At 70.4% G+C, this 11,571-nt stretch carries 11 protein-coding genes; 8 read left to right on the top strand and 3 right to left on the bottom strand.

What is annotated here, in order from left to right:
• The first annotated feature begins 62 nt into the window (after window positions 1-62).
• The 7 genes from J8403_RS02275 to J8403_RS02305 all read left to right on the top strand — a co-directional run bounded on the left by J8403_RS02275 (window position 63) and on the right by J8403_RS02305 (window position 6,517).
• On the top strand, window positions 63-227 hold the full coding sequence (locus tag J8403_RS02275; protein WP_211121583.1) for a hypothetical protein: 165 nt from the start codon (window positions 63-65) through the stop codon (window positions 225-227).
• A 72-nt stretch (window positions 228-299) separates the two neighbouring features.
• On the top strand, window positions 300-1,343 hold the full coding sequence (locus J8403_RS02280) for a LacI family DNA-binding transcriptional regulator (RefSeq protein ID WP_211121584.1): 1,044 nt from the start codon (window positions 300-302) through the stop codon (window positions 1,341-1,343).
• Between the two features lie 173 nt (window positions 1,344-1,516).
• A complete protein-coding gene (locus J8403_RS02285) occupies window positions 1,517-2,485 on the top strand; it encodes an acetylxylan esterase (RefSeq protein WP_211121585.1) in 969 nt (322 codons plus the stop codon).
• Between the two features lie 77 nt (window positions 2,486-2,562).
• Window positions 2,563-3,702 (top strand): CaiB/BaiF CoA transferase family protein, encoded by a 1,140-nt coding sequence (locus tag J8403_RS02290; protein ID WP_211121586.1) that lies wholly within the window; start codon window positions 2,563-2,565, stop codon window positions 3,700-3,702.
• A gap of 210 nt (window positions 3,703-3,912) precedes the next feature.
• Complete coding sequence (locus J8403_RS02295) at window positions 3,913-4,569, top strand: DedA family protein (RefSeq protein WP_211121587.1); 657 nt, start codon at window positions 3,913-3,915, stop codon at window positions 4,567-4,569.
• Between the two features lie 92 nt (window positions 4,570-4,661).
• Window positions 4,662-5,882: a sensor histidine kinase gene (locus J8403_RS02300; RefSeq protein ID WP_425519745.1), complete on the top strand. Its 1,221-nt coding sequence runs from the start codon at window positions 4,662-4,664 to the stop codon at window positions 5,880-5,882.
• Window positions 5,873-6,517 (top strand): response regulator, encoded by a 645-nt coding sequence (locus J8403_RS02305; protein ID WP_211121589.1) that lies wholly within the window; start codon window positions 5,873-5,875, stop codon window positions 6,515-6,517. Before J8403_RS02300 ends, J8403_RS02305 begins: the two co-directional genes overlap by 10 nt.
• A 136-nt stretch (window positions 6,518-6,653) precedes the next feature.
• On the opposite strand, the gene J8403_RS02310 is transcribed toward J8403_RS02305, so the two are convergent.
• A complete protein-coding gene (locus J8403_RS02310; RefSeq protein WP_246585648.1) occupies window positions 6,654-7,613 on the bottom strand; it encodes an ornithine cyclodeaminase family protein in 960 nt (319 codons plus the stop codon).
• Window positions 7,614-8,065: 452 nt separating this feature from the next.
• On the opposite strand from J8403_RS02310, the gene J8403_RS02315 reads away from it, so the two are divergent.
• Window positions 8,066-10,252, top strand: coding sequence for an MMPL family transporter (locus tag J8403_RS02315; RefSeq protein WP_246585649.1), 2,187 nt, complete (start codon window positions 8,066-8,068; stop codon window positions 10,250-10,252).
• Window positions 10,253-10,353: 101 nt separating this feature from the next.
• Here J8403_RS02315 and J8403_RS02320 read toward each other — a convergent pair whose 3' ends face one another.
• Both J8403_RS02320 and J8403_RS02325 read right to left on the bottom strand, forming a co-directional pair.
• Entirely contained in the window at window positions 10,354-11,166 is an 813-nt protein-coding gene (locus J8403_RS02320; protein WP_211121592.1) for an alpha/beta fold hydrolase, read from the bottom strand.
• A gap of 123 nt (window positions 11,167-11,289) precedes the next feature.
• Window positions 11,290-11,514 carry an MbtH family protein gene (locus J8403_RS02325; protein WP_211121593.1) on the bottom strand — a complete coding sequence of 75 codons (225 nt, stop codon included), beginning with the start codon at window positions 11,512-11,514 and terminating at the stop codon, window positions 11,290-11,292.
• Window positions 11,515-11,571 lie beyond the last annotated feature (57 nt).

Consider the following 11,571-nt stretch of genomic DNA (forward strand, 5'->3'; position numbering starts at 1 on the left):
GAGCACGAGCGCGACGTAGACAACCAAGAAGACATCGGAGGTGTCAAGGGATACGGCAAGAGATGAGCGCGGCCCTCATGGATCCCGCCCACATAGACCCGATGAATACAGCTGCCGCTTCGGAAGCCGTCGAGATGGTGCGGGGAGCCGGCAACGTTTCGGCGGGCGGCGGCGACAAGGAGGCATGGGGCGTCCCCCTCGACTCCCGGGTCTTCCCGGCGACTTGAGGCGGCCTTAGGGTAGAAACCGATTGCTGCCCGGTCAGGGTTCCACGTGGGCGGTTAGGGAAGGGAGTCTCGATGGCTCGTTCCTCGGGATCGACGGGGCCCACGCTGGCAGTCGTCGCCCGTGAGGCGGGTGTGTCGGTGCCGACCGCTTCGAAGGTGGTCAACGGCCGGGAGGACGTGGCCCCCGAGACCCGTCGCCGGGTCACCGAGGTCCTGGACCGCCTGGGGTACATCCGCAGACCGCGCTGTGAGACGCCCAGACCGGCCGCGATGGTCGACCTGGTGGTGCACTCACTCGACGGCGCCTGGTCGGGGGCGGTGCTGCACGGCGCGGCGGAGGCCGCGCACGAGGCGGGACTCGAGGTGGTGGTCTCGGCCGCGGCCACCCGTGGCCGGGGCGGCCCGGGCGAGCACGGCTGGCCGGACAAGCTGTACGCCCGGGGCAGCTCCGGTGTGCTGTTCCATCTCACGGAGCTCGCGCCCGCCCAGTACTCCTGGCTCGATGAGCACCGGATCCCGTTCGTGATGCTCGACCCCGCGCATGACCCGCCGCCCGGGGTGCCGTCCGTGGCGGCCGCCAACTGGCAGGGCGGGATGGCCGCGACCGAGCACCTCATCGAGCTGGGGCACCGCCGGATCGCGGTGCTCGGCGGCCCGGGGCGGGCGGTGCGCGACGGCGGCCGGGTCGCCGGGTACCGGTCGGCGATGGCCGCTGCCGGGCTGCCGGTGCCGTCCGCGTATGTGCGCTACGGCGACATCAGCGAGGCCGGGGCGCGCCACCGGATGGCCGAGCTGCTGGATCTGCCCGGGCCGCCCACGGCCGTCTTCGTCTGCTCCGATCAGATGGTGCCGGGTGTGTACCAGGCGGCCGGGGAACGGGGGCTGAGGGTGCCGCGGGACATCAGCGTCGTGGGCTTCGACGATCTGCCACAGGCCCGCTGGATCACGCCCGCGCTGACGACGGTCCGTCAGCCGCTGTCGGAGATGGCGGCCGCGGCGCTGCGCACGCTGCTACGGCTGATGACCGGCGAAATACCGGAGGCGATCCGGACCGAGCTGTCCACCCGGCTCATGGTCCGGTCCAGTACCGCGCCCCCACTCCGCGCTCTCTTATGACCGAGGACTCGAACACTGCACGGCTGCCCGGACGGACCCATATCACCAGTGCCCTCCCTCACACCTGATATGCCATCCTTCACCCCACCGCCCACCGGTCCCGCCCGTCCGGGTCTGCGACCCGTATCGCCCCAGTTCATCGCCGCACCGATCGCTACGGAGGTCCGCCCACCGTGTTCATCGACCTGCCCCTGGAGCAGCTGCGCACCTACCGGCCCCCGCTGCCCGAGCCGGACGGCTTCGACGCCTTCTGGACGCGGACCCTCGCCGAGGCCCGCGCCTGTGAGCTGAACGCGGTGTTCACCGAGGAGGACACCGGGCTGACCCGAGTGCGGACCTACGACGTGGAGTTCTCCGGCTTCGGCGGGCACCGGATACGCGGCTGGCTGCTGGCCCCGCGGGAGGTGGCGGGCCCGCTGCCGTGCGTGGTGCAGTACCTCGGCTACAACGGCGGCCGGGGGCTGCCGCACAACTGGCTGCTGTGGCCGTCGGTGGGCTACGCGGTCTTCGTGATGGACAGCCGGGGCCAGGGATGGGTCCAGCACTCGCCCGGCGTCACCCCCGACCCGGTCGGCGGCACCGGGCCCGAGACACCGGGCAAGATGACCCAGGGCGTCCTCTCCCCTGACGACTACTACTACCGCCGGCTGTACACGGACGCGGTACGGGCGGTGGAGGCCGCCCGTGAGCATCCGCTGGTGGATTCCGCGCGGATCGTGGTCAGCGGCGGCAGTCAGGGCGGTGCGCTGGCCCTGGCGGCGGCCGGGCTGGTGCCGGATCTGACGGCGGCCCTGGTGGATGTGCCGTTCATGACCCACATCCGGCGCGCGGTCGAGATCACCGACGCGGACCCCTACGGTGAACTGGCCCGCTTCTGCGCCGGACAGCGCCATCTGGCCGAGCGGGTGTTCGCCACGCTCGACCACTTCGACGGGCTCAACTTCGCGGCCCGCGCCAACGCGCCGGCCCTCTTCTCGACCGCCCTGCGCGACGAGATCACCCCGACCTCCTGCGGTTTCGCCGCCCATCACCACTACGCCGGTGAGAAGGACCTCAAGGTGTGGTCCTTCAACGGCCACGAGGGCGGGGGCACGCATCAGCAGGCCGAGCAGATCGGCTTTCTGCGGGAGCTGCTGGGCTGAACCCGGCGTGCCGGGCGGCGTTCGGCCGCCGCCCGGCACGGGGTAGACAGGGGCTACCCGCACCGAAGGAGCCGCCCGTGCCCGCGCAGCCGCTGGAAGGCATCACCGTCGTCGCCCTGGAGCAGGCCGTCGCCGCCCCGTTCGCCACCCGCCAGCTCGCCGATCTGGGAGCCAGGGTCATCAAGGTGGAGCGGCCCGGGCGCGGTGACTTCGCCCGTGACTACGACCGCGAGGTCAAGGGCGCGTCGGCCTACTTCGTCTGGATCAACCGCGGTAAGGAGAGCGTCGTCCTGGACATCAAGGACGACGCCGACCGGGCGCTGCTCGATGCGATGCTCGCCCGCGCCGATGTCTTCCTGCACAATCTGGCGCCCGGCGCCGTGGACCGGCTGGGCCTGGGCGCGCGGACGCTGCGGGCCGCCCATCCCCGCCTGATCACCTGCGCCATCTCCGGCTACGGGGACAGCGGCCCGTACCGCGAGAAGAAGGCGTACGACCTGCTCATCCAGTGCGAGGCGGGGCTGCTGTCGATCACCGGCAGCCCGGAGGCCCCGGCCCGCCCCGGGATCTCGATCGCCGATATCGCGGGCGGGATGTACGCCTACACCGGCATCCTCACCGCGCTCTACGAGCGGGAGCGCACCGGTGCGGGGACGGACTTGAGTGTGAGCCTGCTCGACGCGCTGGGCGAGTGGATGGGGCACCCCTATTTCGCCCAGGCGTACGGCGGTGCCGGGGTCGTCCGCAGCGGCGCCCGCCACCCGTCGATCTCGCCGTACGGCGCCTACCGCTGTGGGGACGGCGCTCAGGTGTTCCTGAGTGTGCAGAGCGATCGTGAATGGGCCGCCCTGTGCGAGCGGGTGCTCCGCCGCCCGGAGCTGATCCGCGATCCGCGGTTCGCGGACAATCCCCTGCGGCGCACCCATGACGAGGAGCTGACGGCCGAGTTGGAGTCGTGCTTCGCGGAGCACACCGCCGAGGAGCTGATCGCGCTGCTGGACGGGGCGGGCATCGCCAATGCCCGGCTGCGCGACATCGCGGAGTTCGGTGCCCACCCCCAGTTCGACGCACGCGACCGCTGGGGCGAGTTCGGCTCCCCGGTCGGGCCGCTGCGCGGTCTGCTGCCGCCGGTGGAGGTGGCGGGCCGCAGGGCGCCGATGCGGCCGGTGCCGGGGCTCGGCGAGCACACGGAGGCGGTGCGGGCCGAGTTCTCCTGAGCCGGCCCGGCGGGGACCGGCCGCCGCGCGTGGTGTGGCCGGGTGGCCGGCACCGGGCTGATCTGCGGTTTCCCGCAGGGCGAGCGCTGCGGAGAACACCACCGGGTTGGGCGGCAATCCTCATGTCTTCGCTGGTCGGCGGTTTCTAGATTGACAGGCGTCGGGGCCGCGAAGCGCTCCGGCGCCTGACCGCCATGTTGGAGACCACGCATGCACTTGATGACCCTGGCTCTGCCCCAGGAGCCCTCGGACGGCATCGCCGGCTGGGCCGCGGACCTCGTGGACGCGATGGGCGGGCCGGGAGCCGGTCTGGCCATCGCGCTGGAGAACCTCTTCCCGCCGCTGCCCAGTGAGGTGATCCTGCCCCTGACCGGGTTCGCGGCCGGGCAGGGGGTGATCAGCCTGGCCTCGGCGCTGTTCTGGACCACGCTCGGTTCGGTGGTGGGCGCGCTGGTGCTGTACTGGATCGGCATGCTCGTCGGCCGCAAGCGCATGCACGCCATCTGGGCGAAGCTGCCGCTGGTGAAGACGTCCGACCTGGATCGTACGGAGCAGTGGTTCGAGCGGCACGGCACCAAGGCGGTCTTCATCGGCCGTATGGTGCCGATCTTCCGGAGCCTCATCTCCATTCCGGCGGGGGTCGAGCGGATGCCGCTGCCGGTCTTCGCCCTGCTGACCACGCTGGGCAGCCTGGTCTGGAACACGGTGCTGGTGATGGCCGGCTACTGGCTGGGCGATCAGTGGGACGAGGTGGAGACCTACGTCGGTGTCCTCTCCAAGGTCGTGCTGGTCGCGGTGGTGGTGGCCATCGTGGTCTACGTGGTCGTGCGCTTCCGCGGCCGCGGCAGGCAGCGCCCCGCTTCATGAGCCACCACGCGTCCCCCGGCCCCTCCGCTGTGCTCGCGCCGCAGCCCGGGCGATCTTGCCCGGGCTGTGCGGCCGGGCTAGGCTTGGCCCCCGTGCAGGGGGATTTGCCGAATTTCGCCACCCATCACCTGTTTCTCGGCTCGCCCGGTCAGAACGACGGCGGCAGGGGGGCGGCGGAATCCTCGTGGCCGCGCAAGATTCCGGGAGCACTCCTCGGCTGCTGCACGGCCCTGATCGGACTTGTCTACTTGCTGATCGCCGGCACGGCCATGGCCCCGTTTCTGTTATGGCCGCGCACCCGGCCCGGCGCCCTGGCCGCGCTCGCCTCCGGGGCCCGTCGGCTCGCGGGGCTGGACCGGGCGCGCCGCTTCGTCTTCTTCGGCGATCGTTTCCCCGAGCACTACAAGTCGTCCGACCAGAAGGTCCTGCGCTATCTGGCGATCCGCAGCTACACGGGGGTGCTGTGCACCATCGTCGTGGGACTGCTGGGGTTCGGTGTCATCCTCGCCGCGGTGCTGGCCATGCAACTGGTCCAGGGCCATCTCGATCTGCAGGAACTCCTCACCCAGGCCCTGCTCGGCGGGGTGCTGCTGTTCCTGGACGTGCAGGGCATCTACTCCCTCGCGGCGCTGGACGCCCGGCTGGCCCGTGAGTGCTTCGGGCCGTCGGAGCGGGAGTTGCTGCGGCAGCGCATCGACGAGCTGGCCACCAGCCGGGCAGCGGTCCTCCAGGCCGTCGACGCCGAGCGCCGTCGCATCGAGCGCGATCTCCACGACGGCATCCAGCAGCGCCTGGTGGCACTCGCCATGCTGCTCGGCCGGGCGCGCCGCAGCCGGGGCCGCAACCCCGAGCAGGTGGACGCGCTGCTGCACCAGGCCCACCAGGAGTCCCAGGAGGTCATCACCGAACTCCGGGAGGCGACCTGGCGGATCTATCCCTCCGCCCTGGACAGCCTGGGGCTGAAGGAGGCGCTCAGCGGGGTCTCCGAGCGGTGCTCCCTACCCATCCGCATGGAGTTCGAGGTCGACCGTGTGCTGCCACAGACGGTGGAGACCGCGGCGTACTTCGTGGTGTCGGAGTGCGTGACCAACGCCGCCAAGCACTCCGGCGCCACGGCCGTCGCCATCCGGCTCGCGCTGCACGGGGCGGTGCTGGTGGTCCGGGTCGAGGACAATGGCACCGGCGGAGCCGATCCGGCGGGCAGCGGCCTCACCGGACTGCGCAGCCGGGTGAGCGCGCTCGACGGTCTGCTGCACATCGACAGCCCCCTCGGGGGACCCACGACCATTACCGCGGAGCTTCCATGCGCGTGATCCTCGCCGAGGACTCGACCTTGCTACGGGAAGGACTGGTACGTCTGCTGGTCGAGGAGGGCCATGAGGTCGTCGCCGCGGTGGGTGACGCGGTGTCCCTCATGAAGGAGGTCGAGGAGCGGATGCCCGACATGGTCGTCGTCGACATCCGGATGCCGCCGACGCACACCGACGACGGGCTGCGGGCCGCCCTGGAGATCCGTAAGCGCTGGCCCCGGATAAGCCTGCTCGTGCTGTCACAGCACGTGGAGCGCAACTACGCGGCCCAGCTCCTGGCGTCCAACGCGGAGCGGGTCGGCTATCTCCTGAAGGACCGGGTCGCCCAGGTCGAGGAGTTCCTGGACGCGCTGGAGCGGATCCACGCGGGTGGCGCGGCCATCGACCCGGAGGTCGTGCGGCAGTTGGTCATCCGCACCACGCACGGTGACCCGCTCGCCCGGCTCACCCCGCGCGAGCGCAGTGTTCTGGAGACGCTGGCGCAGGGCCACACCAACACGGCCATCGCGCAGAAACTGCATATCTCGCTGAGCTCGGTGGAGAAGAACCTCAACACGATCTTCGACAAGCTCGACCTGTCGCACACCGCCGGCTACAGCCGGCGGATCCTGGCGGTCCTGCGGTATCTGGAGTCCTGAGGCGCGCGACGGGCGGGGGCATGGCCACCGAGGTGCTCGACGACGTGCTCCCCCACGTCGTCGAGATCCTCTGGGCGTCCAAGACGCCACCGGGCTGTCCGGGGCCCCACGTCCGGGCGGGCACAGCCCGGTGCGGTCACTGGAAGGAGTACGGGTTGAGCGCGTCCTCCGGCAGGTGTTCCAGCTGCATCCGGTCGCCGATGCCGGCCTCCTCGGCGAGTTCGAGGAGCACGTCGAAGGCGACGTGATCCTCCAGGGCGAATCCGGTCGAGTCGAAGACGGTCAGCTGCTCCCGCCGCCCCTCGGCGAGCGCCGGGTCGGCGCACAGGGCGGGCAGCTCCGGGCCCAGCTCGCTCTGGTCGAGCTGCTGGCACTCCCCCTCGCGCAGCGCCTGCCCCTGGTGGTCGGGGGTGACGAAGGCGGCCTTCAGCACGGACAGCGGCACCTCGTACTTGCCGATCAGGTCGGCGCCTATGGCGTTGATGTGGACGTGCGGGCGCAGCCGCTCGCCGTGGAGGACCGGGCCGTCCCCGACGCCGACCGAGGTGACGGTGCAGATGATGTCCGATGCCGCCTCGATCTCCGCGACGGATGCCACCTCCACGTCGATACCGAGGAATTCCGCGCGCTCGGCGAAGGACTCGGCGTGGGCGGGCTCGATGTCGTGGACGAGGATCCGGTCCAGCGGAAAGACCCGGCTCAGGGCGTGGGCCTGGGTCACCGCCTGGGCGCCGGCGCCCACCAGGCCGAGGACCCGGCTGTCGGGGCGGGCGAGCAGCCGGCTCGCGATGGCGGACGCGGCGCCGGTGCGGACGGCCGTGGGCAGGATCCCGTCACCGACGGCCAGCAGACGGCCGGTCACGTCGTCGTAGCGGGCCATCGTGCCGATGATGGTGGGCAGCTGGTGGGTGGACGGATTCGTGGGGGTGTACGCCACGGTCTTGATGGTGATCGAGTCGCCGGGCTGGTGGTGCGGCATCCATTCGAGGACGGCGGTGTTCTGAGGACCGCGCAGGAATCCGTCCCGCGCCGGGGTGATGCCCCATCGGCTTTCCGCACGGAACGCCTCGTCGAGCCGGTCGATCATCCGGTCCATGAAAAGGTCTAATCCCTTTCCCTGGACGATCTTGGCAACATGCTGCCGAGTGAGGACCGTGGTTTCCATTGTTTCCCCTTGATTCGCATCACGGTGCGGCATTTACCTGCCAATGGAATTCTTACTCCATCGGAAAGGACGAACCGGAATATGAAACTAATGGCTGCAGTTTCCTCCGGTCAAGCTTTCGCCTGGGCGAGTACGGTTTTCCGCAACTGTCACCCTGCGGAGAACCGCAGGGTGACAGTTGCGGGAAACAATGGCTACCGAGGCGGTTTACCCCGTGTCGACGTCCGGGACATGGAACTAGCGTTTTAGCGTCATAAGCCCGGCAGCCGCCACAACGGTTCGGCACCATTGGGAGGACGCAGACAGTGCGAAAGAAACCGGCGACGTTACGGGTTGCCCGATGGAGTGCCACACATCCGTGGTCCGCGATCGGACTGTGGGTCGTGTTCGTCGTCCTGTGCCTCTTCCTCGGCGGCGCCGCCGGCACCAACAAGCTCGACTCCGAGGAGTCCGGGGTCCGGGAGTCGGGCCGGGCGGGCAAGATCGCTTCTTCCGGGGACTTCACCAAGAGGCCCGAGGAGAACGTGCTCATCACCGCCGAGTCAGGCGGGAAGCTGGACCGGCAGGCGGCGCAGCGGGCGGCCAAGGACATCACCGGCCGGATGAAGGCGCTGCCCGAGGTGCGGAGCGTCGGTGCGCCGGTTCCCGCGCCGAACGGCAAGGCCCTGCTCGTACCGGTGACGATGAACGGTGACGAGGACGACGCCATCAACCGGGTCCGCCCGCTGCTCGATGTGAGCGCCGAGGCCGACCGCACCCACGACGGGCTCAAGATCGAGCAGGTGGGCACGGGTTCGACGGCGAAGGGCATGTCGGACACCATCGGCAAGGACTTCAGGCGGGCCGAGCTGATCAGCGTTCCGCTGACCCTGCTGATCCTGCTGGTGGTCTTCGGCGCGATCATCGCCGCCGGAGTGCCCGTGCTGCTCGCCCTGTCCTGTGTGGTCACCGCGATGGGGCTGTCGACCCTGGCGTCGCATGTGCTGCCGGAGACCAGCGCGGTGAGCAATGTCATTCTGCTCATGGGCATGGCCGTCGGCGTCGACTACTCGCTCTTCTACCTCAAGCGGGAGCGGGAGGAGCGCCGTAAGGGAAAGTCCCACCTCGACGCCATCGACATCGCCGCGGAGACATCGGGACATACGGTCGTGGTGTCCGGCACCACGGTGATCGTGGCGATGGCCGGGCTCTATCTGGCCCAGGAGGCCACCTTCGCCTCCCTGGCCACCGGTTCCATCATCGTCGTGGCGGTCGCGGTCCTCGGCTCGGTGACCGTGCTGCCCGCCCTCCTCGCCAAGCTGGGCCGTTGGGTGGACCGTCCCCGGGTGCCGTTCCTGTGGCGGCTGACGATGCGCTCCGGCGAATCGCGGGTGTGGCCGGTGCTGCTGCGCCCGGCGCTGCTCAAGCCGGCGCTCACGCTCGTGGTGTCCATCGGCGCGCTGCTGCTGCTCGCCCTGCCCGCCCTGGACATGAAGCTCAAGCAGCCCGGCCAGGACGACCTGTCCCGGGACATCCCGGTCGTGCAGGCGACCGACCGGCTCACCGACGCCTTCCCGAGCGAGGGCACCGTGCACAAGGTGGCGGTACGGGCTCCTGCCGACGAAGCCGGCCAGGTCAAGGCCGCGCTGCGGGGGCTGATCGAACGCACCGAGGGCAACAGCCTCTTCGCCCACGACCAGACGCCGGTGATCCGCGAGTCCGGGGACCACCGGGTGCACACCGTCGAGGTGGGCACGCCGTATCCGCCGAAGAACCCCAAGGCCACCGAGTCGCTGAAGGTGCTGCGCGGGTGGGTGCCCCAGGCGCTGGACGAGGTCCCGGACGCCGAGAGCGGCGTCGGCGGCGCGGTGGCCCAGGGCACCGACTTCACGGACCATCTGGAGGAGCGCATGCCCTGGGTGGTGGGCTTCGTGCTGCTGCTGACCTTCGGCACCATGGCGGTGATCTTTCGCTCTCTGGCCGTGGCGCTGTCGGCGGTGCTGCTGAACCTGCTCTCCGCGGCCGCCTCGTTCGGTGTCCTGGTGGCGGTCTTCCAGCACACCTGGGCGGAGGGTCTGCTCGACTTCGACAGCTCGGGCACGGTGGTGTCCTGGCTCCCGCTCTTCCTGTTCGTGGTGCTCTTCGGACTGTCCATGGACTACCACGTGTTCGTGGTCAGCCGGATCCGGGAGATGGCGGTGGCGGGCGCGTCCGTGAGGGACTCGGTGCGTGAGGGCATCGTGCGCTCGGCGGGCGTCGTGACCAGTGCCGCGATCGTCATGGTGGCGGTGTTCTCGATCTTCGGCACGCTCAACGCGGTCGAGTTCAAGCAGCTGGGCGTGGGACTCGCGGCAGCGATCATGCTGGACGCCGTGGTCATCCGGATCTTCGTGCTGCCGGCGCTGATGACGGCGCTGGGCCGGTGGAACTGGTGGCCCGGCGGCATGTCCGGGACCGGCCAGGAGACGTCCGCCGTAGCGGCCCCGGCCGAGGGCGGGACCGGTGCGCCGACGGGCCGGCCGGCCCCGTACGCGCAGTCCCCCGTGCCCCGGACGGACCAGGCACCGTCGCCCGGCCACCCGCGGCGGTAGCGGCCGGGCAACCCCCGTGACGAGGGGGGAGGGCCGTCCGGTACCCCCGGCCGGGCGCCTCCCCCCTCTTTCTCGTTCCCGTGCCACTCGCCGCCCCGTGGTCAGCGCGCGGCCGCCCCGGTGAGGAACTCCACCATCACCTTGTTCACCGTCGCGGGGTCCTCCAGATAGCCGTAGTGCCCACAGCCCTCGATGAGTTCGTACTCGGCTCCCGGGATGGCGTCGGCGACCTCGCGCGCCAGGTGGGCGGGGGTGATCAGGTCGTCCGCGAAGGCGATGACCTGGCAGGGGACGGGGATGCCCCGGTATGCCTCGAGCCGGTGGTCCAGCGTGCTCAAGTCCATCTGCGCGCGCTGTCCGGGGCCGGCCGCGGGCGACAGCTCGAACAGATCGAGCCAGTCGGCCATCGCCTCGCCGTCGTCGAGGGTGCGCGGGGACAGCGACTTCAGGGCCCGGACCACGGCGGCGTACCGGGGCGGGAGCTCCACCCCGGCGTCGTGCAGCTCGATCTCGGCACGCGTGATCGCGGCGCGCAGCATATCGGTGCGGCCCCGGGTGGCGATGAGGACGGCCCGGCGCACGAGATCGGGCCGGGACAGGGCGAGTTCCTGCGTGATGAAGGCGCCCAGGGACGTGCCGACGACCCGGCAGGGACCGATCCCGAGGTGCTCGATGAGCGCCGCCACATCGCCGACCATGTCCTGGAGGGTGAACCCCTCAGGGCACTCCGAGGTCGGCGGTATGCCACGGTTGTCGAGGGTGATCACGCGGAATCCGGCGGCGGTGAGGGCGGGCACCTGGTGCAGTTGCCACACGGTGCCGCCGGCGCCGGTCCCCTGGATCATCACGACCGGCTCGCCCTCGCCGGCTTCCTCGTAGTGGAGCTGTATTCCGTTGACGTGAACGACCGGCATCTCGCTCCTCCATCCTCCTTGGTACGACGGGTGTACGGGCATGGGTGTGGCCCGCCCTTCGGGTTCGACGCGTCGGAGGCGTCCCGGCGGGGCGGGCCACACGGCGGTCCGGCGGGCGCGGCCTCAGGCCGCGTCGGCGCCTTCCATGGCCTTGATCAGGCTCGTGGGGCGCATATCGGTCCAGTGGGCGTTCACGTATTCAAGCGCCGCGTCCCGCGTGGCGTCGGTCAGGACCGTGCGCCAGCCCTGAGGAACCTCGACGAACGCCGGCCACAAGGAGTGCTGCCCCTCATCGTTGACGAGCACGAGATACGTGCCCTCGGGGTCCTCGAAGGGGTTGGTGCTCATGAGATCGCTCCTTCTCGAAGAAATTCTTTCACTTGACGCTTGACGTACATTCACGGC

The organism is Streptomyces yatensis (assembly GCF_018069625.1).
GTDB classification, from domain to species: Bacteria; Actinomycetota; Actinomycetes; order Streptomycetales; family Streptomycetaceae; genus Streptomyces; species Streptomyces yatensis.